The 24,978-nt window shown below is 71.9% G+C and carries 23 protein-coding genes and 1 pseudogene; 14 read left to right on the top strand and 10 right to left on the bottom strand.

What is annotated here, in order from left to right:
* Positions 1–25 precede the first annotated feature (25 nt).
* Positions 26–784: a Bax inhibitor-1/YccA family protein gene (locus tag AB0B85_RS04550; RefSeq protein ID WP_357403517.1), complete on the top strand. Its 759-nt coding sequence runs from the start codon at positions 26–28 to the stop codon at positions 782–784.
* 249 nt (positions 785–1,033) lie between these two features.
* On the top strand, positions 1,034–1,354 hold the full coding sequence (locus AB0B85_RS04545) for a hypothetical protein (protein WP_357403515.1): 321 nt from the start codon (positions 1,034–1,036) through the stop codon (positions 1,352–1,354).
* A 38-nt stretch (positions 1,355–1,392) separates the two neighbouring features.
* On the opposite strand, the gene AB0B85_RS04540 is transcribed toward AB0B85_RS04545, so the two are convergent.
* The 3 genes and pseudogenes from AB0B85_RS04540 to AB0B85_RS04530 form a co-directional block, all read right to left on the bottom strand.
* Positions 1,393–2,655 (bottom strand): acetyl-CoA C-acetyltransferase, encoded by a 1,263-nt coding sequence (locus tag AB0B85_RS04540; RefSeq protein ID WP_357403513.1) that lies wholly within the window; start codon positions 2,653–2,655, stop codon positions 1,393–1,395.
* 77 nt (positions 2,656–2,732) lie between these two features.
* A complete protein-coding gene (locus AB0B85_RS04535) occupies positions 2,733–3,473 on the bottom strand; it encodes an SGNH/GDSL hydrolase family protein (RefSeq protein WP_357403753.1) in 741 nt (246 codons plus the stop codon).
* 39 nt (positions 3,474–3,512) lie between these two features.
* Positions 3,513–4,591: pseudogene (locus AB0B85_RS04530) on the bottom strand (SGNH/GDSL hydrolase family protein); the annotation flags it as partial.
* Between the two features lie 151 nt (positions 4,592–4,742).
* Between AB0B85_RS04530 and AB0B85_RS04525 the strand changes: the two are divergent.
* Both AB0B85_RS04525 and AB0B85_RS04520 read left to right on the top strand, forming a co-directional pair.
* Positions 4,743–5,099: a YkvA family protein gene (locus tag AB0B85_RS04525; protein WP_357403510.1), complete on the top strand. Its 357-nt coding sequence runs from the start codon at positions 4,743–4,745 to the stop codon at positions 5,097–5,099.
* A gap of 72 nt (positions 5,100–5,171) precedes the next feature.
* Entirely contained in the window at positions 5,172–6,542 is a 1,371-nt protein-coding gene (locus tag AB0B85_RS04520; RefSeq protein ID WP_357403508.1) for a cystathionine beta-synthase, read from the top strand.
* Between the two features lie 232 nt (positions 6,543–6,774).
* Here the strand turns inward: AB0B85_RS04520 and AB0B85_RS04515 are convergent, their stop codons facing one another.
* The 4 genes from AB0B85_RS04515 to AB0B85_RS04500 all read right to left on the bottom strand — a co-directional run bounded on the left by AB0B85_RS04515 (position 6,775) and on the right by AB0B85_RS04500 (position 9,736).
* Entirely contained in the window at positions 6,775–7,284 is a 510-nt protein-coding gene (locus AB0B85_RS04515; protein WP_357403506.1) for a GNAT family N-acetyltransferase, read from the bottom strand.
* Complete coding sequence (locus tag AB0B85_RS04510) at positions 7,281–8,210, bottom strand: ribonuclease Z (protein ID WP_357403504.1); 930 nt, start codon at positions 8,208–8,210, stop codon at positions 7,281–7,283. The genes AB0B85_RS04515 and AB0B85_RS04510 overlap by 4 nt, the downstream gene beginning before the upstream one ends.
* Before the next feature lie 365 nt (positions 8,211–8,575).
* Positions 8,576–9,238 (bottom strand): peptide-methionine (S)-S-oxide reductase MsrA, encoded by a 663-nt coding sequence (gene msrA, locus AB0B85_RS04505; protein WP_357403502.1) that lies wholly within the window; start codon positions 9,236–9,238, stop codon positions 8,576–8,578.
* A 75-nt stretch (positions 9,239–9,313) separates the two neighbouring features.
* Complete coding sequence (locus AB0B85_RS04500; protein ID WP_357403499.1) at positions 9,314–9,736, bottom strand: HIT family protein; 423 nt, start codon at positions 9,734–9,736, stop codon at positions 9,314–9,316.
* A 227-nt stretch (positions 9,737–9,963) separates the two neighbouring features.
* Between AB0B85_RS04500 and AB0B85_RS04495 the strand changes: the two genes are divergently transcribed.
* From AB0B85_RS04495 to ilvA, 4 genes are all read left to right on the top strand, one after another.
* Positions 9,964–11,013, top strand: a complete 1,050-nt coding sequence (locus AB0B85_RS04495; RefSeq protein WP_357403496.1) for a hypothetical protein — start codon at positions 9,964–9,966, stop codon at positions 11,011–11,013.
* A gap of 113 nt (positions 11,014–11,126) precedes the next feature.
* Positions 11,127–12,269 (top strand): cystathionine gamma-synthase, encoded by a 1,143-nt coding sequence (locus AB0B85_RS04490; RefSeq protein WP_357403494.1) that lies wholly within the window; start codon positions 11,127–11,129, stop codon positions 12,267–12,269.
* Between the two features lie 12 nt (positions 12,270–12,281).
* Positions 12,282–13,700: an amidase gene (locus AB0B85_RS04485; RefSeq protein ID WP_357403492.1), complete on the top strand. Its 1,419-nt coding sequence runs from the start codon at positions 12,282–12,284 to the stop codon at positions 13,698–13,700.
* A gap of 134 nt (positions 13,701–13,834) precedes the next feature.
* Positions 13,835–15,055: a threonine ammonia-lyase gene (gene ilvA / locus AB0B85_RS04480; RefSeq protein ID WP_357403491.1), complete on the top strand. Its 1,221-nt coding sequence runs from the start codon at positions 13,835–13,837 to the stop codon at positions 15,053–15,055.
* Positions 15,056–15,114: 59 nt separating this feature from the next.
* On the opposite strand, the gene greA is transcribed toward ilvA, so the two are convergent.
* Positions 15,115–15,612, bottom strand: a complete 498-nt coding sequence (greA, locus tag AB0B85_RS04475; protein ID WP_357403490.1) for a transcription elongation factor GreA — start codon at positions 15,610–15,612, stop codon at positions 15,115–15,117.
* A gap of 156 nt (positions 15,613–15,768) precedes the next feature.
* On the bottom strand, positions 15,769–16,209 hold the full coding sequence (locus AB0B85_RS04470; RefSeq protein WP_357403751.1) for a DUF4307 domain-containing protein: 441 nt from the start codon (positions 16,207–16,209) through the stop codon (positions 15,769–15,771).
* Between the two features lie 202 nt (positions 16,210–16,411).
* Here AB0B85_RS04470 and mca point away from each other — a divergent pair, with 202 nt between their 5' ends.
* The 6 genes from mca to purE all read left to right on the top strand — a co-directional run bounded on the left by mca (position 16,412) and on the right by purE (position 24,346).
* Entirely contained in the window at positions 16,412–17,293 is an 882-nt protein-coding gene (mca, locus tag AB0B85_RS04465; protein WP_357403488.1) for a mycothiol conjugate amidase Mca, read from the top strand.
* A 47-nt stretch (positions 17,294–17,340) separates the two neighbouring features.
* Positions 17,341–17,634, top strand: coding sequence for a hypothetical protein (locus tag AB0B85_RS04460; protein ID WP_357403486.1), 294 nt, complete (start codon positions 17,341–17,343; stop codon positions 17,632–17,634).
* Between the two features lie 178 nt (positions 17,635–17,812).
* The gene (locus tag AB0B85_RS04455; RefSeq protein ID WP_357403483.1) at positions 17,813–20,344 is read left to right on the top strand and encodes a bifunctional diguanylate cyclase/phosphodiesterase; all 2,532 of its coding nucleotides are present in this window, start codon (positions 17,813–17,815) and stop codon (positions 20,342–20,344) included.
* A gap of 93 nt (positions 20,345–20,437) precedes the next feature.
* Entirely contained in the window at positions 20,438–22,531 is a 2,094-nt protein-coding gene (locus tag AB0B85_RS04450) for a thioredoxin domain-containing protein (protein WP_357403481.1), read from the top strand.
* A 121-nt stretch (positions 22,532–22,652) separates the two neighbouring features.
* The gene (locus AB0B85_RS04445) at positions 22,653–23,828 is read left to right on the top strand and encodes a 5-(carboxyamino)imidazole ribonucleotide synthase (RefSeq protein ID WP_357403478.1); all 1,176 of its coding nucleotides are present in this window, start codon (positions 22,653–22,655) and stop codon (positions 23,826–23,828) included.
* A gap of 26 nt (positions 23,829–23,854) precedes the next feature.
* Positions 23,855–24,346, top strand: a complete 492-nt coding sequence (purE, locus tag AB0B85_RS04440) for a 5-(carboxyamino)imidazole ribonucleotide mutase (protein WP_357403749.1) — start codon at positions 23,855–23,857, stop codon at positions 24,344–24,346.
* Positions 24,347–24,415: 69 nt separating this feature from the next.
* Here the strand turns inward: purE and AB0B85_RS04435 are convergent, their stop codons facing one another.
* The gene (locus tag AB0B85_RS04435) at positions 24,416–24,931 is read right to left on the bottom strand and encodes a hypothetical protein (RefSeq protein ID WP_357403476.1); all 516 of its coding nucleotides are present in this window, start codon (positions 24,929–24,931) and stop codon (positions 24,416–24,418) included.
* Positions 24,932–24,978 lie beyond the last annotated feature (47 nt).

Raw genomic sequence — 24,978 nt, 5'->3', positions numbered from 1 at the left:
GGGTACGCGGGCGGAGGAGGCAGCGGTGCGCAGCGACAACCCGGTGCTCAACCGGCTGGACGAGACCGGCCGGGTGGAGGCCCGGGTGCTCGGTGCCCGCGACGTCGAGCCGATGACTGTCGACGACGTGGTGATCCGTACCGTCGGGTTGTTGCTGGTCACCGGGGTGGCGGCGACGGTGTCGTGGCTGGTGATCCCGGACGCGGTCTGGCTCGGCGCCGCGCTGGCCGGCAGCGCGCTCGCCTCGATCGCGCTGGTGCTGGTCATCTCGTTGCGGGGCATCACCAACCCGGTGCCGATCGTCGGGTACGCAGTACTTCAGGGCCTGCTGCTCGGGGTGGCGAGTCGCACCTTCGAGCAGGTCTACCCGGGCATCGTGGTGCAGGCGGTGGCCGGCACGTTCGGCGTCTTCCTCGGCATGGCGGCGCTCTACCGGGCCCGGGTGATCCGGGCGACGCCCCGGCTGGCCCGCCTGGTGATCGGGACGTTGCTCGGGATCGCCGTGCTCAGCGTGGTCAACCTGGTGTCGTACCTGATCTCCGGCCGGCCGGGCCTGGCCGTCTACAGCGTCAGTGGGCAGGTGGGCTGGCTGCCGTACGCCTTCTCGGTGGTGGCGATCATCGCCGGGGCGTTCAGTTTCATCCTGGACTTCGACCTCGTTGAACGGTCGGTGCGCGACGGTCGACCCCGCCGGTACGCGTGGCTGAGCGCGTTCGGCCTGCTCACCGGCCTGGTCTTCCTCTACTGGCAGCTACTGCGGCTGCTCAGCTACCTGCGCCGGTGACCGCCGCCCCCGCGACCGCACTGCCCCCGGCGACCCGCCCTCCGGCCGAGCGGCCCCCGGCGACCCGCCCTCCGGCCGACCGGCCCTACCCACGACGGCCTTTCTCCCGGCGGCCTGTCCTTCGGCCCGACCGGCGTGATCGACTCGGTTTTCTTCGATGCGGGGTGTCCGGGGCGCGGTGATACCCCGGTTTCCCGGAGGCCGAGTCGATCTCGGGCGCGGCGCCGGCCGGCCGTAGACTCGATGGCGATGAGCGCAGCGGAGTTGGATCAGGCAGTGCAGTTGCTGGTCCGTCAGGTCGGGCACTGGGAGCAGCCGCGCTGGGCGGCGGTCGCGGCCACCGGCAACGTGCCCCGCGCCGACCTGGTGCACCGGTTGGTGCAGGAAATCGCCAACCTGGCCGCCGACGCCGAGGGCGAACCGCGTCGGGCCGTACCCCGGCTCGACAACGACCTGGCGTTGCCCGATCAGTTGCGGGTGGTGACGGCCGACCTGCGGGCTACCGGCGCCAGCGACGAGGTGCTGGCGCGGGCCGCCGCCGAGGTGACGGCGACCCGCAGCGCGCTATGAGGTCCACCCCGCCAGCTGCGGGGCGGGCCGGCGTCAGCTCAGCTGAGCCGTTCGAGCACCATGGCCATGCCCTGGCCACCGCCCACACACATGGTCTCCAGACCGATGGTCTTGTCGTGCCACTCAAGGGCGTTGAGCAGGGTGCCGGTGATCCGGGCGCCGGTCATTCCGAACGGGTGACCGACGGCGATCGCGCCGCCCATCACGTTCAGCTTCTCCTCCGGGATGCCCAGCTCGCGGTAGGAGGGAATGACCTGGGCCGCGAACGCCTCGTTGATCTCGACGAGGTCGACGTCGTCGATTGTCATGCCGGCCCGGCGCAGCGCCTGCCGGGACGCCTCGACCGGCCCGAGGCCCATGATCTCCGGTGACAGGGCGGTCACGCCGGTGGAGACGATCCGGGCCAACGGGGTCAGCCCCAACTCCTCGGCCCGCTGGGCGCTCATCACCACCACGGCGGCGGCGCCGTCGTTGAGCGGGCAGCAGTTGCCCGCGGTGATCCGGCCGTCCGGACGGAACACCGGCTTCAGACCGGCGACCGCGTCCAGGGTGACGCCCGCCCGGGGGCCGTCGTCGGTGCTCACCACTGTGCCGTCCGGCGTGCTGACCGGGGTGATCTCCCGGGCCCAGAAGCCGTCGGCGATGGCCTTCTCGGCGAGGTTCTGGCTGCGTACGCCGAACTCGTCCATGTCGTCGCGGGTCACGTCGTACACCTGGGCCAGGTTCTCCGCGGTCTGCCCCATGGTCAGGTAGATGTCGGGCAGCTCGCCGCTGTCACGTGGGTCGGTCCAGACCTCGGCGCCGGCCTGCGCGCGGCGCTTCGAGCGCTCGCCGGCCGCTCCGAAGCGGGGATTTTCCCAACCGCCGCCGACGAGCGCCTGCGCCTCCGGGGGTAGCCCGTCCGAGCTGCCCCGGGCGTAACGGGAAACCATCTCCACACCGGCGGAGACGAACACGTCGCCCTCGCCGGCCCGGATCGCGTGCATCGCCATCCGGGTGGTCTGCAACGACGAGGCGCAGTAGCGGGTGAGCGTGGCACCGGGCACAGTGTCCAGACCGAGCAGGGTGGACACCACCCGGGCCATGTTGAAGCCCTGCTCGCCGCCGGGCAGGCCGCACCCGAGGTAGAGGTCGTCGATGGTGGTCGGATCGAGCGCGGGGATCTTGTCCAGAGCCGCCTGGACGATTGTCGCGGCGAGGTCGTCGGAGCGGACGTCGCGCAGGGACCCCTTGTGCGCCCGGCCGATGGGGGAGCGGGCGGTGGCGACGATGACGGCGTCGCGGGACGACTCAATCGGCATGAGCCAACGTTAACCCGTCAGTAACATGGCGCGGAAGGAGCCGGCGCGGCGGGAAATGTCACCCTGGCCGGAACGATCTAGCGCCGGGTCGCGACAGTTGCCGCGGCGACGATGGCGGGCAGCAGCGCGTGCGCCCACACCCGGTAGCCGTCGGCGGAGGGGTGGAAGCCGTCGTGGCAGAGCGTCCCCGCGTCGGCCCGGAAAACCGGCCCGGTCTCGGTGGCGAGATCGACCACCGAGCCACCCGCGTCAAGCACGGCGGCGGTCTGCGCGCGGGCCATCCGACGCCCGGACCAGCCGACCACCTGGCGCAGCGGCGGCGCGATGGCACGCACCGCGCCGAGGTCGGGGCAGGTGCCCACCACCACCTCGACCCGCGCCTCCCGCAGCCGGTGCACCGCGGCGGCGAGATAGGCCGCCGCGTCGGAGGGGCGGCGCAACCCGGTGGCGTCGTTCGCGCCGATCAGGATCAGCGCCACGTCGGGCCGTTCACCGAGTAGGGCTCGGGCGACCTGGGTGGCCAGGTCCGTCGAGCGGGAACCCGAGACGCCGACGCTTGACAGGTGGACGCGTCGGCCGGCCGGGCCCTCGGCGAGCAGGTTGGCCAACTGCCCGCCGATGGTGTCCTCCAGCCGGTCGACGCCCACGCCGAGCGCCGACGAGTCGCCGAGCAACACCAGCCGCAGCGGCGGAGCGCCCGCCCGGCCGACAGTGGCCCGCAGGGCCAGCCCCAGCTCCGGTTGGGCATAGCGCCGGTGCCGGGCGACGAACGCCTCACCCGCCAGGACGGCAGCGCCGCCCACGGTGCCGGCGAGCAGCGAGAACGCCGCCGCCCGACCCAGTCGGCCGGCGAGGCCGGCGGCTGCGCCCCGCTCGCTGCGCTCGTTCATGCCAGCTCCTCCACTGTCGAGGTGTCCGGGGCGGTCCCGTGCTGCGGCACCGCGCCGACGCCGAAGAAGGCCCTGCGGCGCAACTGCGCCCACCGGCCGGCCGGCCCCCGGTCGCGGCCCCGGACCTGGACGCCGCTGACCTCGGTGCCGGCGTGCCGGGCCGCCTCCTGTGCGGCCTCTGGCAGCGACCGTACGCCCTCTGCCCACGTCGGTGTGGCCCGTCGTTCCTGCCCTGCGCCGAGCGCGGACAGCACCGTCGGCAGGAGCGCGGCGGCGGCCATCGCGTACCCCACGGCGGAGGGATGGAACCGGTCCCACGCGAACATCCGGGTCGGCTCGGCCGCGAACCGGGGGCCGAGGAGATCACCGAGGGAGACCGTCCAACCGCCCGCCTCCACCACCGCGACCGTCTGGGCGGCGGCCAGCTGCCGGCTCCACCGGTGCGCCAGCCACCGCAGCGGGGGTTGGATCGGGCGGATCGCACCCAGGTCGGGGCAGGTGCCGACGACCACCTCGCAGCCGGCGTCCCGCAGCGTGTGCACCGCCTCGACGAGGTAACGCACCGCCAGCCCACGCGGGGTCCGGTTGGTGATGTCGTTGCCGCCGATGAGGATCACCGCGATGTCGGGTTGGCACTCCAGTGCCGCCTCCACCTGGTGACGGAGCGCCGCCGAGATGGCACCGACCACCGCGAAGCGGTGCAGCCGCACCGGCCGGTGCAGTCGGCGGGACAGGCCGGTGGCGAGCAGCGCGCCGGGCGTCTCCCGACGGCGGTGCACCCCGTAGCCTGCGGCCGACGAGTCACCGAGCACGACCATGGTGAGGGTTGGGCCGGGGAACTTCGCGCCGTAGACCCCGTCGCAGCGCGGTGGTGGTGCCTCGGCCATCGGGATGGTGCGTCGGGCCTGTCGGGCCTGGCCGAGCAGCACTCCGCCGGTCGCCACCGCGGCCGCCGCGGTGGCGAGCGTCCCGATCGCCGCCAGGCGGGCGAACCGCAGGGTCTGCCGCCAGCGTTCATCGGGTACGACGGAATCAGCCACCCCCATACCGCGACATTATCGCGCCGCCCCGACATGCCGCTGTCGTCGTGCTGCCACCCGGGGTGCCTGGAAACCGACGCGGCGGGGTATCGGTAGGGCAGAGGCCGGCCGACTTGCGCCGACCCGCCACGCTGATTCGGCGGAGAGGAGCGCGACGATGGGTAAGACACTGAAGCGCAGCGCGGCCTTCACGGCACTGGCGCGGGCACTGACGGCAGGGGCACGCGGCGGGCCGTCGCTGGGCACCCGGCTGGCCGCCCTACCCCGGATGATCCGGGCCACCACCAAGGGGGAGTACGACGGCGGCCTTCGGCTGGCCCTGATGACCGCGGCGACGGCGTATATCGTCTCCCCGATCGACCTGCTCCCGGAGATCCCGCTGGCGATCTTCGGGCTGGCCGACGACGCCGTCATGATCACGTGGTTGGCCGGCAGCGTGCTCGCCGAGACCGAGCGCTTCCTCAAGTGGGAGGCCGTCCGCAGCTCGGTCATCCCCGGGGGCCTGGTGCCCTGACGGCACGTACGCTGGGCGGCGAGGAAACGTCTGCCCGGCCGTCGTTGCCGGCGCCGCAACGAAGGGCACACCGTGCAGTTCTACGACAACGTCGTCGACATGATCGGCAACACCCCGCTGGTGCGTCTGCGTAACGTCACAGCGGGCATCCAGGCCACCGTGCTGGCCAAGGTGGAGTACGTCAACCCGGGCGGCTCGGTGAAGGACCGGATCGCGCTGCGGATGGTGGAGGACGCCGAGGCCGCCGGCCTGCTCAAGCCCGGCGGCACCATCGTCGAGCCGACCAGCGGCAACACAGGTGTCGGGCTGGCCCTGGTGGCCCAGCTCAAGGGCTACAAGTGCGTGTTCGTCTGCCCCGACAAGGTCAGCCAGGACAAGCAGGACGTGCTCCGGGCGTACGGCGCCGAGGTGGTGGTCTGCCCGACCGCTGTCGCCCCGGAGGATCCGCGCTCGTACTACAACGTGTCCGACCGGCTGACCCGCGAGATCCCCGGCGCCTGGAAGCCCAACCAGTACAGCAACCCGGCCAACCCGCGCTCGCACTACGAGACCACCGGCCCGGAGCTGTGGAAGCAGACCGAGGGCGGGCTCACCCACTTCGTGACCGGCGTGGGCACCGGCGGCACCATCTCCGGCATCGGGCGGTACCTGAAGGAGGCCTCCGAGGGTCGGGTGCGCATCGTCGGGGCCGACCCGGAGGGTTCGGTCTACTCCGGCGGCACCGGCCGGCCGTACCTGGTGGAGGGCGTCGGCGAGGACTTCTGGCCGGAGACGTACGACCGGGCCATCGCGGACGAGATCGTCGAGGTCTCCGACAAGGCGTCCTTCGAGATGACCCGGCGGTTGGCCCGCGAGGAAGGGCTGCTGGTCGGCGGCTCGTGCGGGATGGCGGTGGTCGCCGCGCTGGAGGTCGCCCGCCGGGCCGGCCCGGACGACGTGGTGGTGGTGCTGCTTCCGGACGGCGGCCGGGGTTACCTTTCCAAGATCTTCAACGACTCGTGGATGGCCCGGTACGGCTTCCTCGACAACTCCGGCGCCGAGCCGACGGTGGCCGACGCCCTGGCCAGCAAGCCGGGTGGCCTGCCCGAGCTGGTGCACGTGCACCCGACCGAGACGGTCCGCGACGCGATCGACTACATGCGCGAGTACGGCGTCTCGCAGCTGCCGGTGCTCAAGGCGGAGCCGCCCGTGGTGACCGGCGAGGTGGCCGGCTCGATCGCCGAGCGGGACCTCCTCGACGCGCTCTTCACCGGCCAGGCGCACCTGCACGACACCATCGAGCGGCACATGGGCGACCCGCTGCCGATGATCGGCGGTGGTCAGCCGGTGAGCGAGGCCGTCGGCCTGCTGGAGAAGTCCGACGCCGCCCTGGTCCTGGTCGACGGCAAGCCCAAGGGCGTCCTAACCCGCCAGGACCTCCTAGCCCACCTAGGCGCCCACTAACCCCGCCGCCCCGCCCCAACCCCAACCCCAACCCAACCCCAACCCCAACCCCAACCCCAACCCCAACCCCGTCCACCCTCGCCCGGTCGATCATGGAGTTGTGGTGCCGCACAGAAGCGGCATAAGCACCTGAATCGCCCACCACAACTCCATGATCGACGCCGGAGTTGGGGTGCGGGGCAGGGCAGGGGCCGGGGCCGGGGGCGGGGGCGGGGGCGGGGAGGCTGGGGGGTTACAGGGGGCGGGTGTAGCGGATTTGGGGGGTTAGGGCGGTGCCGATGTGCTCTTCGCGCTCCACGCCCGTCGACGTCCAGCCGCCGCGCTCGTAGAAGGCGCGGGCGTGGGCGTTCTCCCGGAGCACCCAGAGCACCGCGCGACGCCAATCCCGGGCGCGCATGGCGTCCAGGGCGTCCACCATCAGCGCCCGACCGATGCCCCGGCCCTGTTCGCGCGGGTCGAGATGAATGGCGTTGAGCAGCCCGGTGCCCGGGTCGTCCTCGTCGTCCGGACCCAGGTAACTGAACCCGACAACTGTCCCGGCCCGCTCGGCCACTGTCATCCGGTGGTTGTCCCGCTCCCAGCGCCACCGCTCGATCCAGTACCGCCCCATCGCCTCCGGTGTCGGGTCGGCCAGGGCTTCGACCGGGAGGAAGGCGGAGTATGCGGCGACCCGGGAGCGCTGGTGCAGGGCACCCACCGCCATCAGGTCGTCGCCGGTCGCGGAGCGAAGCGTGACGGTCACCCGGCCGAGGCTACCCGGCGGGGTGGGAGCTGCACCGTGGTCAGGTCCTCGGCAATGATCAGGTCGCCGTCGAAGTGCGCGCGAGCCTCGTCGTGGAACCGGCGCGGGTCGGCGTAGCGCTGGGAGAAATGGGTGAGCACGAGCCGGCGTACCCCGGACTCGGTGGCCACCCGGGCGGCCTGCGCCGCGGTCAGGTGGCCGACCTCGGCGGCGAGCGCGGCCTCCGACTCCAGGAAGGTCGACTCGATGACCAGCAGGTCGGCGTGCTCGGCGAGGGCGTACACCCCGTCGCAGAGGCCGGTGTCCATCACGAACGCGAACCGCTGCCCGTGCCGGGGCTCGCTCACCTCGTCGCGGGTGACGCGCCGCCCGTCGAGGTCCAGGTGCCCGACGCGGATCAGCTCGCCGACGGCCGGCCCGGCGATGCCGTACGCGGCAAGCTTCTCCGGCAGCATCCGGTGGCCGTCCGGTTCGACCAGGCGATAGCCGTACGTCTCGATGGGATGCCGCAGCCGGCGTGCCTCCAGGGTGCCGCAGCTCAGCGCGATCCGCTGCCCGTCCTCCTCGATCGGGGTGACCTGCAACTCGGCGGTCTCGTAAAAGGAGGTGGCATGCCGCAGTCGGGCGAAGTACTCGGCGCCGCCCGCCGGGAAGTGCACGGCGACCGGGTGCGGGACCCGGTCCAGGGAGAGCCGCTGGATGGTGCCGGGCAGGCCGAGGCAGTGGTCGCCGTGGAAGTGGGTGACACAGATGCGGGTCAGGTCGCTGGCCGTGACCGTGGTGTGCAGGAGTTGGCGCTGGCTGCCCTCACCCGGGTCGAAGAGGATCACCTCGTCGTCCCAGCGCAGCACGTACCCGTTGTGGTTGCGTTGACGGGTCGGCGCCTGGCTGGCCGTGCCCAGCACCACCAGTTCGCGCATGGACATCGCCGGTCCTCCGGATATGGAGCGACCCCCGGGGCGCTCCGCGCTGGTGCGCGGGCCGGCTGGACTTGGCCGGCACCCCGGGGGTCGGGTGGCTGTCGTGGATTCGCCGCACCGCTGCCACACGGTCTCGACGATGGTGCTGGTGCCCGCCTCGCGGCGGACCGATCACTGTCGAGGACAGCGGCTAGCTGACAGCCACCTCACGAGTCCGATTGCTATACAAGTCTGGACCACCTCCTTTCACGTGTACGGTCACGTTATCGAGTTCTCGTCGGGCTCGGCAACAGATTTCGATCACAGGGCCGAACGGGAATGCCCGGCCACCTCACCGGTGACCGGGCAGTACGCGGGTGCGGGTGTGGTGGTCAGCCGGCGACGCGGGCCACGCCGACGGGGCAGCTCAGCCCGTTCGGGCCGTGGTTGCAGTACCCGTTCGGGTTCTTGGTCGGTGCCAGGTACTGCTGGTGGTAGTCCTCTGCGAAGTAGTAGCTGCCGAGTGGAGCGATCTCGGTGGTGATCTCACCCTTGCCGGCCCGCTTCACGATCGGCTGGAACGCGTCGCGGGACGACTCCGCGATGGTCCGCTGCTCGTCGGTGGTCGTGTAGATCGCCGACCGGTACTGGGTGCCCACGTCGTTGCCCTGGCGCATGCCCTGGGTCGGGTCGTGGTTCTCCCAGAAGACCTTCAGCAGATCCTCGTAATTGATCTTGCTGGGGTCGTACACCACCTGGACGACCTCGGCGTGCCCGGTCCGGCCGGAACACGTCTCCTCGTACGTCGGGTTCTTGGTGATGCCACCCGCATAGCCGGCGGAGGTGGTGTAGACACCCGGAAGCGTCCAGAACAGCCGCTCGGCGCCCCAGAAACAGCCCATGCCGAAGACCGCTACCTGCAGGCCCTCCGGGAACGGGCCCTTCAGCGGGGTGCCCAGCACCTCGTGGCGGTCCGCGACCGGCATGGCGATCGGCCGGCCCGGCAGGGCCTGGTCGGGCGAAACCATCTCAGCGTTCATACGGCGCAAAAACACGTGGGGATCTCCTCTCGTACCTCTCCCAGCGTGTAACACCGGTGGGTCCACCTTCCTTACCCGTGCCCGTGTGAGTCAGGCCCCGCCCGGAAGTGCGGCGGCCACCCGGTCCGCGTGGCTCTGGGCCTCGGCGTCGTCCTGGTAGCGGGTGCGCGGCCAGAAGAAGCCACGCAGTCCGTCGCCCTTGGTCCGTGGCACGACGTGGGTGTGCAGGTGGGGCACCGACTGGGACACCTTGTTGTTCATCGCCACAAACGTCCCACCGGCCCCCAGGCCGGTCTCCACTGCCACTGCCACGCGCTGGACCAGCGCGAAGTAGCCGGGCAGTAGGTCCGCCGGCAACTCGGCAAGCGTCACCAGGTGGACGCGCGGCACCACGAGCACATGCCCCATGAACACTGGCCGGGTGTCCAGGAACGCCACCCCGTCCGGGGTGTCGGCGACCCGGAACGCCGGCACCTCACCCGCCACGATTCCGCAGAACACGCACCCACTCATCGGCCCAGGCTATGCCCGGCGGGCGGACCGGTAGCGGTGCCCCCCAGGCGCGCGCCGACTGTGATAGTCATAGACGGGTCTGGATAAGTAAACGGGGGAGACGTGCTGTCGCGGCCGGTGCCGCCCGGCCGAGGCGCGCTGCCGCCCGCACGCCGACCAGACACCTCGCTGCGACCCGGCGATCCCGGCCGTCGGGGTCGCCCGTCGACACTCCGAAAGGACGCACCTTGCGCATCAGAAGAGGCCCGACCGTGGCGCTGGCCGCCCTGACCGTCGGGCTGCTGACCGCAGTGATCCCCGCCCCCGCCCAGGCGGCCCCCGCGCAGACGGCCACCCCGCTGTCGCTGCCGGGGGCGGCCGATGTGGTGTCGGCCGGTGACCGGGTCTTCGTCAGCGGTGGCCGCTCCTCGACCGACGTCCTGGTGACAAGCGCGACGGGCACTGTGGTCGGCGCCCTGTCCGGGCTGCCCGGCCCCACCGATCTGCTGCTCAGCGCCGACCGGCAGACCCTCTACGTGGCGCTGCCCAGCGCCAACGCCATCGCCGCCTTCGACACCGGATCGCTTGTCGAGTCGGCCCGGTACGACACCGGCGCGGGGGAGTGCCCGTCGTCGCTCGCGTTGACCGGGCGGTATCTGTGGTTCGGCTACGGCTGCGACCAGTGGGGCGGCAACATCGGCCGGATCGACCTCGGCCGCCAACCGGCCCGGGTCACCACCGGCGTGGCCACCGGCCAGGACTTCTACGACGCCCCGCTGCTGACCGCCGCGAGCCAGAACCGCGCGGTGCTGCTGGCCGGGCAGCCCGGATTGAGCCCCGCGTCGGTGTACGCCTACGAGATCGGCACCGGCGGCACACTGAGCGCACCCCGGACCAACGCCTTCATGGCGGTCGGCAGCAACCTGCGCGACGTCGCGCTCGACCCCACCGGCACCACGGTGTTCACCGCCTCCGGTGCCCCGTACGAGGTGCAGGCGTTCCCGTTCGCCGACATCAGCACCCCATCGGCGACCTATCCCACCGGCGCGTACCCGAATGCGGTCGAGGTGTCCCGCGACGGCACCAGGATCGCCGGCGGAGCGGACGCCTCCTATGACCCGGACGTCTTCGTCTTCCAGGCCGACGGCACCGAGCTGGCCCACTTCGAGCTGGGCGACGAGCTCAGCCCGGGTGCGCTGGCCTGGGCGCCCAACGGCACCCGGGTCTACGCGGTCTCCTACGACTGGACCGGCACCCGCCCGGTCACCCTGCACGTCCTGCCCGTTCCGGCCGGCTGACCGGCCCGCCGACGGATGGTCGGCGGGCGCGGGGCCGGGCCTGCGGGTCCGGCCCCGCCCAGGAGCGCGGGTTCCGTTCCAGCCGTCTCCGCCGGGGCACTAGCCTCACCAGAATGACCCACGGCTTCGACACACTCGCGATCCACGCCGGTCAGGACCCCGAGGCGCGGACCGGCGCCGTGATCCCACCCATCTACCAGACCAGCACGTACGCCCAGGACGCCGTCGGGGCGCCCCGGCTCGGCTACGAGTACAGCCGCTCCGGCAACCCGACCCGGGATGCGCTCCAGGAGTGCCTGGCAGCGCTTGAGGGTGGGCCGGTGGGGCTCGCCTTCGCCAGTGGTCTGGCGGCGGAGGACGCCCTGCTGCGCACCGTCTGCCAGCCGGGCGACCACGTGGTGATCCCGGACGACGCCTACGGCGGCACGTACCGGCTCTTCGCCCGGGTCGCCCAGCGCTGGGGTCTGGAGTTCACCCCGGCGAAGGTCTCGGACCCGGCGGCGATCCGGGCGGCGGTGCGGCCCGGTCGCACGAAGATCGTCTGGCTGGAGACGCCGACCAACCCGCTACTGGGCATCGCCGACATCGCCGCCCTGGCCGCCGTGGCGCACGACGCGGGCGCGCTGCTGGTGGTGGACAACACCTTCGCCTCGCCGTACCTGCAACAGCCGATCGCGCTCGGCGCGGACGTCGTGGTGCACTCCACCACCAAGTACATCGGCGGGCACTCCGACGTGGTGGGTGGTGCGCTCGTCGTCGCGGACGCCGCGCTCGGGGAAGAACTGCGGTACCACCAGAACGCGATGGGCGCGATCAACGGTCCGTTCGACGCCTGGCTCACCCTGCGTGGCATCAAGACCCTCGGGGTACGCATGGACCGGCACTGCGACAACGCCGAACGGCTCGCCGCGTACCTCGACGGGCACGCCGAGGTGGCGCAGGTGCTCTATCCCGGGCTGCCGTCGCACCCCGGTCACGAGGTCGCCGCCAAGCAGATGCGCAGGTTCGGCGGCATGATCTCGTTCCGTGCCGCCGGTGGTGAGGAGCACGCAGTGGACATCTGCAACCGCACCAGGCTCTTCGTGCTCGCCGAGTCGCTGGGGGGCGTGGAATCCCTGATCGAACACCCGGGTCGGATGACACACGCAAGTGCTGCCGGCTCGCCGCTTGAAGTTCCCGGCGATCTCGTGCGACTGTCTGTCGGCATCGAGACGGTCGACGACCTACTCGCCGATCTGGAGCAGGCGCTGGGCTGACCGCTGGGGAGGATGGCCGTGCAGGACATCATGGCGACCTGGGTCGGGGCGACCGCCAAACAGATCGCCCGGGGCGTACGCCGAGGTGACGTGTCGGCCACCCAGGTGGTGGCCGACCACCTCGAGTACATCTCCCGCGCCGACGGTGAGCTGGCCGCGTTCCGGGCCGTCCGCGGCGGCGAGGCGATCACCGAGGCGGAGAAGGTCGACGAGCAGGAGGACCTGGCAAACCTGCCGCTGGCCGGGGTGCCGGTGGCGGTCAAGGAGAACACTCCGGTCGCCGGCCTGCCCACCTGGAACGGGTCTGCGGCGGCCCGTGGCGACGTCGCGGAGGCCGACCACGAGGTGGTACGCCGGTTACGCGGTGCCGGTGCGGTGATCCTCGGGGTGACCCGGATGCCGGAGTTGGGGCTGTGGGCGGTCACCGACGACGACAACGCGGTGACCCGCAATCCCTGGGACAGCACGCGTACCCCCGGTGGGTCCTCCGGTGGCGCGGCCGCCGCGGTGGCCGCCGGGCTGGTGCCGATCGCGCACGGCAACGACGGTCTCGGCTCGATCCGGATCCCGGCGGCCTGTTGTGGGCTGGTCGGGCTCAAACCGGGTCGGGGCGTGATCCCCTGCCAGCTCGGCGCCGACGACTGGTTCGGCCTCACCGAGCACGGCATGCTGACCAGCACTGTCGCCGACGCGGCGGTGGGCTTCTCGGTGCTCGCCGGCCGGCGTCCCGAGAAGCTGGTCCCGCCGCAGCGGCTGCGGGTGGGTGTCTCGCTGCGTTCCCCGGTGCGGGGTGTCGCGCCGGACGCACCCAACCGCGATGCGGTCGCCGCCGCAGGTCGGTTGCTGGCCGCAGCCGGGCACGACACCGTGCCGGCCGATCCGGTCTACCCCACCGCGCTGGGCTTGCAGGGCATCGCCACCTGGCTCGCCGCCGCCGCCACCGACGTGCGGGCCGCCGGGTTGGACCGCCGGGGTCTGCAACGACGTACCCGGCGGCACGTCGCGTTGGGCGAGTGGGCGCAGCGTCGCGGCTACGTGCGGGAGGCGGACCGGGCCGCGTGGCGGCAACGGTCTGTCGACTTCTTCACCGACCACTCGGTCGACCTGCTGCTCACCCCGGCGCTGGCCACTGCACCGCCAGAGGCGGCCCGCTGGTCCGACCGGTCCTGGCGGACGAACATGACGACCAACATCAGGTACGCCCCGTACGCCGCTCCGTGGAACATCGCCGGTCTGCCGGCGATCGTGGTGCCGGTCGGGCGTCGCCCGGACGGTCTGCCGGTCGCCGTGCAGCTCGTCGGTCCGCCGGGATCGGAGCTGCTGCTGCTCGGTGTGGCCGGCCAGTTCGAGATGGCCGCACCGTGGGCGCGGCACGCCCCCGGCTACCCCCGGGTCGGTCTCGGGGCCCCGGAGGTCCAGTCCCAGGGCTGATCCACTCCGGTCCGCTCCACCCCGGGCCGCGAAACGCGCTGTCGAGGCCCGGTCGCAGCGACGTCGAGCGGATCAACGTCGTCCACGCCGGTGTCGCCGCAGAGGGCTCCGGGGCCGGGTGGCACGATCGGGGCATGACGGAACTGGTCGGTCTCGACGACGTGCGGGCGGCACGGGAACTGCTGGCCGGGGTCATCCGGACCACCCCGCTGGAGCCCTCCCGTCCGCTCAGCGCGGCACTTGGCGGGCCGACCTGGCTCAAGTGCGAGAACGTGCAGCGGGCCGGCTCGTACAAGGTGCGCGGCGCGTACGTGCGGATCTCCCGGCTGTCGGCGGCGGAGCGGGAGCGCGGCGTGGTCGCGGCCAGCGCGGGCAACCACGCGCAGGGCGTGGCCCTCGCGGCGGGCCTGGTCGGTACGCACGCCACAGTCTTCATGCCGGTCAACGCGCCGCTGCCGAAGGTGGCCGCCACCAAGGGGTACGGCGCGCAGGTCGAGTTCGCCGGTAACACCGTCGACGAGTCACTTGTCGCCGCGCACACCTACGCCGAGCGCACCGGAGCGGTGCTGATCCACCCGTTCGACCACCCGGACGTGATCGCCGGTCAGGGCACCGTGGCACTGGAGATCCTCGAACAGTGCCCGGAGGTGAAGACGATCATCACGGGGGTCGGCGGCGGCGGCCTCATCTCAGGCATGGCGGTCGCCGCGAAGGCGTTGCGACCGGACGTCCGGATCATCGGCGTCCAGGCGGCCGGTGCGGCGGCGTTCCCTCCCTCGCTGGTGGCCGGGGAGCCGGTCCGGCTGCCGGCGTTCTTCACGATCGCCGACGGCATCGCTGTCGGTCGGCCGGGCGAGATCACCTTCAACCACGTGCGCAAACTGGTCGACGAGATCGTCACGGTCTCCGAGGAGGACATCTCCCGGGCGCTGTTGATGTTGCTGGAGCGCGGTAAGCAGGTGGTCGAACCGGCCGGGGCGGTCGCCGTCGCCGCGCTGCTGGCCGGCGCGGTAGAGGTGGAGACGCCGGTGGTCGCGGTGCTCTCCGGCGGCAACATCGACCCGCTGCTGATGCTCCGGGTGATCGAGCACGGGCTGGCCGCCGCGGGTCGCTACCTGCGGGTGACGGTGCGCTGCTCGGACCGGCCGGGGCAGCTGGCGTCGCTGCTCAGTCAGATCGCCGAGCACCGGGCCAACGTGGTGGACGTGGAGCACCAGCGCGCCAACCCGCACCTCAGCCTCGGCGAGGTGGAGGTGGCGCTGTCGGTGGAGACCCGGGGTGTGGAGCACTCGGACACCTTGATCAGCGCCCTGCGGGCCAGCGGCTACCAGGTGGTCTTCGCCGCCGAGGCGTGACACCGGTGGGTGCCACGCCTCGGGGCGGTGCGTCTGGGCCTGCGGTGGAGCCGGCGACGTCAGCCGGAGAAGGGCTCGAAGCTGACCACTGTCACCTTGATGTCGGCCCCGCTGGGTGCCGTGTAGGTGCAGGTCTGCCCGGGGCGCCCGCCCAGGATCGCCTTGCCGAGCGCCGACTCGGGGCTGTAGACGGTCAGGTCGGTGGTGGCCGCGATCTCCCGCGAGCCGAGCAGGAAGGTCTCGGTGTCGTCGGTGTCGTCGTCGAAGTAGATCGTCACGACCATGCCGGGCGACACCGCGTCCGCGGTCGGCGCCGTGCCGACCTTCGCGGTGCGCAGCAACTCCTGCAGGTAGCGGATGCGTCCCTCAGCCTTGCCCTGCTCCTCGCGGGCGGCGTGGTAGCCACCGTTCTCCCGCAGGTCGCCCTCCTCGCGCCGGGCGTTGATCTCGGCGGCGATCGCCGGACGGTTGGCGATGTGCTCGTCGAGCTCGGCCTGGAGGCGGTCGTGCGCGTCCTGCGACAGCCAGGTGGCGGGCGCCTCGTTGCCAGTGGACACAGGCGTTCTCCTCAGTTGTGCGTGGCTGGCTGACAGGTGAACTACCAAGTTACCAGTGCGGTACGACACAGCGTGTCGGCCATCACCGCCGGTGCCCGGATCCGACACCCCTGGTAAGCGCCCGCCGAGGCTCGTCGTGGCGGCTGTCGTAGCAGCTCAGACCGGTTGCCGACAGCGCAGGACCTCGCCGATGAACGGCCGCGCCGTGGTGGTCAGGCGGTGCCGGGTGGTGACGTGCCGGTCGCCGGGCTGGGCGGTGACGGTGATCTCGTCACGGGCCACCTCGGCACCCGCGCGGTCCCGGGCGCGCAGCACGCAGACCGCCGAACCGCCCTTCGGCACGGTTACCCGAAAGTCGACAAACACCTGGTTGTCCGTGATGTCGGTGTAAGTGATCACGTGGGCGTCGTAGACCGGATCGCCGTACTGACGGTAGAGCCGCACCGAGATCAGGGTGAGCGCCGCCACGAGCGCCAGCAGCACCAGCGCGGTGAGCACGTTGCGACGACGCTCGCCGCCAGGTGCCCGGCGGTGGCCGTAGCGTCCGGCGGGAAAAACCGGAGCGCCGGATGAAATTGTGGCGGGCGTCTCAGTCACCGGCGGGTATCTCCTGGCGTTGTTGTCGGCGGCATCGGCAAGAATGACAGAGTCCATCCTCCCACCCCGTCCAGCGGCAGGAATGGCAGGTCATGCCCTGCGGTGCAGGCCGGCGACAGGGTGCGGTGGGCGAGGATCCCGGCAGGTCAGCCGGTCGAGCCCGGTCGGGTCCACCGGCTGGCACAGACGAGGAGCGCCAACGTTGGCAGAGCAGCTGCGACTCATGGCCGTGCACGCGCACCCCGACGACGAGTCGAGCAAGGGTGCGGCGACCATGGCCAAGTACGTCGCCGAGGGCGTGGACGTCCTGGTCGTGACGTGCACCGGCGGAGAGCGCGGCAGCGTGCTCAACCCCAAGCTCGACCGTCCCGACGTCTGGGCCAACATCGGCGAGATCCGCCGCGCGGAGATGGACGCCGCCCGGACGATCCTCGGCGTCGAGCAGGCCTGGCTCGGCTTCGTCGACTCCGGGCTGCCCGAGGGTGACCCGCTGCCGCCGCTGCCCGAGGGCTGTTTCGCCCTGCAGGACGTCGAGGTGGCCGCCGGCCCACTGGTGCGGCTGATGCGCGAGTTCCGTCCGCACGTGGTGACCACGTACGACGAGGAGGGTGGCTACCCGCACCCGGACCACATCATGTGCCACAAGGTGAGCGTTGCCGCATTCGAGGCCGCCGGTGACCCGGAGCGCTACCCGGAGCTGGGCACGCCCTGGCAGCCGCTGAAGCTCTACTACGACATCGGCTTCTCCAAGGCCAAGATCATGGCGCTGCACGAGGGCATGCTGGCCGCGGGCAAGGAGTCGCCCTACGAAGAGTGGATCAAGCGCTGGGAGGACCGGCCCGACAAGGGGCCGCGGATCACCACGCGGGTGGAGTGCGCCGAGTTCTTCCCCGTCCGCGACGACGCGCTGCGCGCCCACGCCACCCAGGTCGACCCGGACGGCTTCTGGTTCCACGTGCCGATGGAGTTGCAGCGCCGCGCCTGGCCAACCGAGGACTTCGAGCTGGCTCGATCGATGGTCGACAGCCCGCTGCCCGAGTCCGACCTCTTCGCGGGGGTGCGGGAGACGGCGCACGCACGCTGATTCCGGCGGAGCTACCCTGATTACCAACCGCACATCGGAGGAACGCCATGCTGACCGCTGCCCAGGTGCTCGCGGAGAACAACTTCGGAGACACCCGCACGGGTGGTCTGGCCGGGCCGATGGGCCTCTTCCTCATCCTGCTGCTGGCCGCCGCGACCATCCTGCTGATCCGCAACATGAACTCTCGGCTGCGCCGCCTGCCGGACCGGTTCCCGCAGCAGGCGAGGCCGGCCGATCCGACCAGGGCCGACGCTTCAGTCGTCGATCCGACAGACGGGACCGGAGGGCGTGATTCATCCACTGCCGGCCCCAATGGGCACCAGCAGCACCGGAACGGGTAGCCAGCGCGTGAATCACGCCGAACCGGGTGGTCGCCCCCTGTTGCGACCACCCGGTTTGGCTTAGCCTTCCGCCGGGGGACCAAAAGTCCCCGAGCCGTGTGCGGGAGGGGGCGTCGATGACCAGCACAGCACCGGCCGCCCGCCGTATCGTCGGTCGGTCGACTGACGGGGGAGGTCGATGACCTCCGGTCCGGCCGGCGACCCGTTCGACCGGCTCGGGGTGCGGGGCACACCGGGCCGCCTGCTCGTGCTCACCGCCGCCGTCACACTGACCGCCCTTGTCGCCGCCGCGGTCGGGTTGGCCCTTCCCGCCCGGCTGCCGGCCGACGACCCGCTCGGCGGGCCGGCCCGTTTCGGCATCGCGGTCGCCGTTGTCGCCCTCGCCCAACTCGCTCGGCTACGGTTCCGCTCGGCCGCGGGCATGGTCAGCATCACCTGGGGCGAGGCGGCGTTGATCGTCTGCCTGCACCTGACGCCGGCCGGCTGGCTGCCGTCCGCCACGCTACTCGGCACCGGCCTGGCCTGGACGATGCTCTCGCTGCACACCGACCGCCGTCCGGTCCTGGAGATCGTCCGGATCGCCGCGTCGCTGGCCGCCGCGACGGCACTGGCCGTCTCGGTGACCACCGCGCTCGGGCGACCGTTGCTCGCCGCGCCCACCCCGATGCTGGCGTTGGCGGTGATCGCCGGGTCGGTGACCTACCTCCTGGTGACCGCCTGGCTGGGCGGGGTGACGCTGGGCCTGCGGCACGGGCTGCCGATCGGGCCGCCGTTGCTCGCCGCGCTGCGCGGCAAGCTGCTGATGTTCGTCGGCAACGTCGCGGTCGGCCTCGTGGTCGTCGCCCTGCTGGAAATCGACCCACGGTGGTTGCTGTTGCTGCCGCCGCTGTTGTGGCTGCTGCAGCAGACCTACCGCTACCGGCTGCGCTCCGATCAGGAGCACCGCACCTGGCGGGCGTTCGCCGAGGCCACCGCGGCCCTCAACCAGCTCGACGAACGGGGTGTGGCAAGTGCCGCGGTCACCGGGGCGCTGACGCTGTTCAACGCCGAGCTCGTGGACGTCGACGTGGCGCGGACCGACGGCCGCTGGCACCGGTACCGGGGAGACGCCACCGGCCAGTTCGTCGACCGGGAGACGGACCCACCAGACCGGGCCGAGCCGGACGAACACGAGCTGAGCCGGGAACTGTCGGTGGGTGCCGCTCCGGTCGGTCGGCTGCGGGTCCGGTTCCCCCGCTCCGCCCCGCCCAACGCCCGGGAACGCGACGCGGTGGCCGCGTTCGGTGACGCGCTCGCCGCCGCGCTGCACGACGCCGCTACCCACCGGGAGCTGCGGCTGGTCACCGCCCGTTCGTCGTACGAGGCGGTGCACGACCCGCTCACCGGGCTGGCGAACCGGGCGGCGATGCTCGGCAAGGGCGATCAGTCGCTGCGGCAACTCGCGCACGATCACCCGGTGGCGCTGCTGCTGCTGGACATCAACCAGTTCAAGGAAGTGAACGACACCCTCGGTCACGCCGCCGGCGACCAACTGCTACGACTGACCGCCAACCGGCTCAACGCGCTGGCCCGCCCCGGCGACCTGCTCGGCCGCCTCGGCGGCGACGAGTTCGCGCTGCTGCTCACCGCGGTGCCGGTGCTCGGCGACCGGGCCGCCCCGATGGCCCACGCCCTGCGTCAGGCCCGCGAGATCGCCGAACGACTTGCCGCGCCGACCGAGGTGGCCGGCGTCCGGATGTCGATCGAGGTCTCCGTCGGGGTGGTGGTGGCCGACGCCGGCACCGCAGACCTGACCGAGCTGCTGCGCCGGGCCGACATCGCCATGTACCAGGCCAAGGAGGGCGGCGGCAACGTCGCCGCGTACGACGGCACCCGCGACGCGGCCAGCACCGATCAGCTGGCCCTGCTTGCCGAGCTACGCGAGGCGTTGAAGGTCGACGACCAACTGGTGCTGGCGTTGCAACCGGCTGTCGACCTGGCCACCGGCGCACCCACCGGGGTGGAGGCGCTGATCCGCTGGCATCATCCGCGGCGCGGATGGCTGAACCCGGCCGATTTCATCCGCCCTGTGGAAAACAGCGAGCAGCTCGGCACCTTCACCCGCTACGTGCTGGACAAGGCCCTCGGCGTGGCCGCCGGCTGGGCCCGGGAGGGCCTCGACGTCCCGATCTCGGTCAACCTGTCGGCGCGCAGCCTGCTCGACCCCCGGTTACCGGCGGAGATCGCCGAGGCGTTGCGCCGCCATCAGGTGCCACCGCGCCGGCTGGTTCTGGAGATCACCGAGACGGTGGTGATGAGCGAGCTGGAGATCATCGACGAGGTGCTGGCCACGCTCCGGTCGATGGGTGTGCAGCTCGCCGTCGACGATTTCGGCACCGGCTTCTCGTCGCTCACCTTCCTCACCCGGATCACTGTGGACGAGCTGAAGGTGGATCGCTCGTTCGTGATCCGGATGGCGGACTCACCGGAGGCCGCCGCGATCGTCCGGACGACAGTGGGGCTCGCCCACGAGCTGGGGCTGCGGGTGGTCGCCGAAGGGGTGGAGACCGCCGAGCAGCGGCTGGCCCTGGCCGAGCTTGGTTGCACCTCCGCGCAGGGCTACCACTTCTTCAAGCCGATGCCAGCCGACAAGATCGGCGCGGTGCTCGGGTCGCTGCGCGACTCGGCCGAGTCGAACGTTTTCCGGCTGCGCGCCGACGGCGCCTCCTGACCGTTGCCGGCCCGGCTCCTGCCGGGGGCCACCGGGTAGCGGACGTCCGGTGGAGCCCGCGCGGTGCGCGCCGGGGCTGGTTATGGTCGTGACGTGAACCGACTCGTCGACGCCACCAGCCCGTACCTGCTTCAGCACGCCGACAACCCGGTCGACTGGTGGCCCTGGTCGGAGGAGGCGTTCGCCGAGGCGAAGCGGCGCGACGTTCCGGTGCTCATCTCGGTTGGGTATTCGAGTTGTCACTGGTGTCACGTGATGGCCCACGAGTCGTTCGAGAACGAGCAGGTCGCAGCCCTGCTGAACGACAACTTCGTATCGATCAAGGTGGATCGCGAGGAGCGCCCGGACGTGGACGCGGTCTACATGACCGCGACCCAGGCGATGACCGGCCAGGGCGGCTGGCCGATGACCGTCTTCGCCGCCCCCGACGGCACCCCATTCTTCTGCGGCACCTACTTTCCGCGACCGAACTTCGTCCAGTTGCTCCAGTCGGTCACCACCGCCTGGCGGGAGCAGCGCGAGGAGGTGCTGCGCCAGGGCGCCGCGGTGGTCGAGGCGATCGGCGGCGCGCAGGCAGTGGGTGGCCCCACCGCCCCGCTTGACGCGCCGCTGCTCGATGCCGCGGCCGGCCGGCTGGCCGTCGAGTACGACGCGACGAACGGCGGCTTCGGCGGCGCCCCGAAGTTCCCACCACACATGAACCTGCTCTTCCTGCTGCGCCACCACCAGCGCACCGGCGACCCACGCAGCCTGGAGATCACCCGCCACACCGCCGAGGCGATGGCCCGTGGTGGCATCTACGACCAGCTCGCCGGCGGCTTCGCTCGCTACTCGGTGGACGCGCACTGGACGGTGCCGCACTTCGAGAAGATGCTCTACGACAACGCGCTGCTGCTGCGGCTCTACACCCAGCTGTGGCGGCTCACCGGTGATCCGCTGGCCCGCCGGGTGGCCCGGGACACCGCCCGGTTCCTCGCCGACGAGCTGCACCGGCCGGGGGAGGGTTTCGCGTCCGCGTTGGACGCCGACACCGAGGGCGTCGAGGGGCTCACCTACGCCTGGACACCCGCACAGCTGGTGGAGGCGCTGGGCGAGGAGGACGGCCGGTTCGCCGCCGACCTGTTCACGGTGACCGACGAGGGCACCTTCGCCCTCCATTCCCTCTCCGGGCGGCAAGGCGGCACTCCGGACGGAAAAGAGGGCGTCGACCACGGCATGAGCGTGCTCAGGCTGGCCCGGGACGTCGACGACGCCGCCCCCGAGGTCCGGGTCCGTTGGCAGCAGGTGGTCGGACAGCTGCTCACGGTCCGCGACACCCGCCCCCAGCCGGCCCGCGACGACAAGGTGGTGGCTGCCTGGAACGGCCTGGCGATCACCGCCATCGTCGAGTTCCTCCAGGTGGCCGCGTTGTACGCGGCTCCGCAGGACGAGGACTTCAACCTGATGGAGGGCGTGACGATCGTCGCCGACGGGGCGATGCGGGACGCCGCTGAGCACCTGGCCACCGTGCACCTGGTGGACGGCCGGCTGCGCCGGGTCTCCCGGGACGGCAAGGTCGGCGAGCCGGCCGGCGTCCTGGAGGACTACGGCTGTGTGGCCGAGGCGTTCTGCGCGCTGCACCAGCTCACCGGCGAGGGACGCTGGCTCACGCTCGCCGGCGAGCTGCTGGACACCGCGTTGGCGCACTTCGCCGCCCCCGGTGGCGCCTTCCACGACACCGCCGACGACGCCGAACGGCTGGTGGCCCGGCCCGCCGACCCGACCGACAACGCCACCCCGTCCGGCCGGTCGGCGTTGATCGCCGCTCTGGTGGCGTACTCGGCGCTGACCGGTGAGACCCGCTACCGGGAGGCAGCCGAGGCGGCGCTCGCCACTGTCGCGCCGATCGTCGGGCAGCACCCCCGGTTCACCGGGTACGCGGCAATGGTCGGCGAGGCGCTGCTCTCCGGGCCGTACGAGATCGCGGTGGTGACCGACGACCCGGCGGGGGACCCCCTGGTGGCCGCGGCCCGCCGGCACGCCCCGCCCGGTGCGGTGGTCGTCGCCGGGCAACCGGACCAGCCGGGGGTGCCGCTGCTCGCGGACCGCCCGTTTGTCGACGCGCGGTCCGCCGCGTACGTCTGCCGGGGGTTCGTCTGCCAGCGGCCTGTCACTTCCGTCGAGGAGTTGGTCGCCGAGCTGGGCTGAGCGCATGGCCACTGCCGGTAGTTGCTCGCGCGCCGGGCACCGGCGTGGCCAGGCCGGTCGACGACGTGGTCGCCGGCCCTCCGGGTAGGCCGGTCGGCGGCCCGGATAGGCTGGCCGCGCTATGGATTCCCGTACCGGTCTGCCTGTTGTCGGCATGGTGGGTGGCGGCCAGTTGGCCCGGATGACCCACCAGGCCGCGATCGCCCTCGGCCAGTCACTGCGTGTGCTCGCCAGCGCCCCCGACGACGGCGCGGCGCTTGTCGCCGCCGACGTCCAGCTCGGTGCCCACACCGACCTGGCCGCGCTGCGCACCTTCGCCAAGGGCTGCGACGTCGTCACCTTCGATCACGAGCACGTGCCCTCGGAGCACATCCGGACGCTGGCGGCGGAAGGGGTGACCCTCTACCCGCCGGCGGACGCGCTGCTGCACGCCCAGGACAAGCAGGTGATGCGGGAACGCCTGACCGAGCTGGGCGCGCCCAACCCGGCGTGGCGGCCGGTTGGTGAGCCCGCGGACCTTGTCGGTTTCGGCGAGCAGGTCGGCTGGCCGGTGGTGCTCAAGGCGGCGCGCGGCGGCTACGACGGCCGGGGCGTCTGGATGGTCGACGACGCCACCCAGGCCACCGAGCTGGCGGCCACGCTGCTGGCCGGCGGCACCCGGCTGATCGTCGAGGAGCGGGTGCCGTTGCGCCGGGAGTTGGCAGTGCAGGTCGCCCGGTCGCCGTTCGGTCAGGTGGCCGCGTACCCGGTGGTGGAGACGGTGCAGTCCGACGGCATCAACGTGGAGGTGCTGGCCCCGGCGCCCGGCCTGGACGAGGAGTTGGCGCTCGCCGCCCAGCAACTCGCCATCGACCTGGCCACCGCGCTCGGCGTGATCGGCCTGCTGGCCGTGGAGCTGTTCGAGGTGCGCGACGAGGCCGGTCGCCCCGCGATCGTGGTGAACGAGCTGGCGATGCGCCCGCACAACTCCGGGCACTGGACCATCGAGGGCGCCCGGACCTCGCAGTTCGAGCAACACCTGCGGGCGGTGCTGGACTACCCGATGGGCGACACCGGGCTCACCGCGCCGGTGGTGGTGATGGCGAACGTGCTCGGCGGCGAGCCGGGCGGCATCTCGATCGACGAGCGGTTGCACCACCTCTTCGCCGCCGAGCCCGGCGCCAAGGTGCATCTCTACGGCAAGCAGGTACGGCCCGGCCGGAAGATCGGGCACGTCACGGTGCTCGGCGACGACCTGGACGACGTACGGGCGCGCGCCGCGCGGGCCGCCCGCTGGCTGCGCGAGGGGCGGGAGTGACTGCCCCGGTGGAGAAGGAGACCACGGTGACCACTGTCGGGTTGATCATGGGCAGCGACTCGGACTGGCCAACCATGCGGGCCGCCGCCGAGGTGCTTGACGATTTCGGCGTGGCGTACGAGGTGCGGGTGATCTCGGCGCACCGCACTCCGGTCGCAATGATCGAGTACGGTCGGGCCGCCGCGGACCGGGGCCTTCAGGTGATCATCGCTGGGGCTGGGGGCGCTGCCGCGCTGCCGGGCATGGTCGCCTCGGTGACGCCGCTGCCGGTGATCGGCGTGCCGGTGCCCCTGAAGCACCTCGACGGCATGGACTCGCTGCTGTCCATCGTGCAGATGCCGGCCGGGATCCCGGTCGCCACCGTGTCGATCGGCAACGCCCGCAACGCCGGCCTGCTCGCCGTGCGGATCCTCGGTGCCTCCGACGAGGGGTTGCGCGCCAGGATGGCGGCCTACCAGCAGGACCTGGAGAAGCTTGTCGCGGAGAAGGAAGCCGCCCTCCAGGCGAGCCTCAGGTAACGCACCGGTCCGGCGCTCACCCCGGCTCGAGGGCTGTGGCCGGCGGAGACAGTCGGGCACATGCCCCGTCTAGCTGCGCCGCACCGGTATCTGCGGTGGGTGGAAGCGCCGGTGCACCACCGGGACGAACAGCAGAATCAGCGTGACGATCGCCGCAGCTACTACCAGAGGCGGCGCCAGCGCGTCTCCAACGCGAACCCAGGCCGGCGCCGATGCGTGCTGCGGCTGGCTGCTGAAGGAGCCCGGATCGTTGACGACAGTCAGGCCGCCGCAGAGCGCGTACGGAGTGGCCAGGATGCAGGTCGTCACATGGGCCCACCTGCGGCCGCGCAGGAGGCCCACCATGCACAGCAGCAAGCCAGCCACGCTCAGCGCGCACACCGCCAAGGTCACCTGGATGACGACCTGGATGCCGAGATCCACCACGCCGTTCCGGTTGGCGGCCTCATCGGGGCGCACGTAGAACAGCGCGTCGTAGTTCGTCAGGTCGTAGCAGATAGTCGCGGCGCTGAGCGTGAGGGCGAGTGCCAGCAGCCCGACCGCCGCTGCCGGCGTGCGCAGCGGCCACCGCGATATCGAGGTCACGGTAGGTCGCGTCGGTCAGCAGCGCCCGCAAAGATCACTCGGCGGAC

Source organism: Micromonospora sp. NPDC049044 (assembly GCF_040649215.1).
In the GTDB taxonomy this organism is placed as follows: Bacteria; Actinomycetota; Actinomycetes; order Mycobacteriales; family Micromonosporaceae; genus Micromonospora.
Note: the sequence above shows the minus strand (reverse complement) of the source record. Positions and strands in the feature narration are given on the sequence as shown.

Bases quoted from the DNA above. Each gene is read 5' to 3' on its own strand.
- AB0B85_RS04545 (WP_357403515.1), top strand. From the start codon at position 1,034: ATGAGCGCAGCGGAGTTGGATCAGGCAGTGCAGTTGCTGGTCCGTCAG.
- AB0B85_RS04485 (WP_357403492.1), top strand. From the start codon at position 12,282: ATGGCCGTGCAGGACATCATGGCGACCTGGGTCGGGGCGACCGCCAAA.
- AB0B85_RS04500 (WP_357403499.1), bottom strand. From the start codon at position 9,736: ATGAGTGGGTGCGTGTTCTGCGGAATCGTGGCGGGTGAGGTGCCGGCG.
- AB0B85_RS04455 (WP_357403483.1), top strand. From the start codon at position 17,813: ATGACCTCCGGTCCGGCCGGCGACCCGTTCGACCGGCTCGGGGTGCGG.
- ilvA (WP_357403491.1), top strand. From the start codon at position 13,835: ATGACGGAACTGGTCGGTCTCGACGACGTGCGGGCGGCACGGGAACTG.
- AB0B85_RS04490 (WP_357403494.1), top strand. From the start codon at position 11,127: ATGACCCACGGCTTCGACACACTCGCGATCCACGCCGGTCAGGACCCC.
- AB0B85_RS04445 (WP_357403478.1), top strand. From the start codon at position 22,653: ATGGATTCCCGTACCGGTCTGCCTGTTGTCGGCATGGTGGGTGGCGGC.
- AB0B85_RS04540 (WP_357403513.1), bottom strand. From the start codon at position 2,655: ATGCCGATTGAGTCGTCCCGCGACGCCGTCATCGTCGCCACCGCCCGC.
- AB0B85_RS04525 (WP_357403510.1), top strand. From the start codon at position 4,743: ATGGGTAAGACACTGAAGCGCAGCGCGGCCTTCACGGCACTGGCGCGG.
- AB0B85_RS04510 (WP_357403504.1), bottom strand. From the start codon at position 8,210: ATGTCCATGCGCGAACTGGTGGTGCTGGGCACGGCCAGCCAGGCGCCG.
- AB0B85_RS04460 (WP_357403486.1), top strand. From the start codon at position 17,341: ATGCTGACCGCTGCCCAGGTGCTCGCGGAGAACAACTTCGGAGACACC.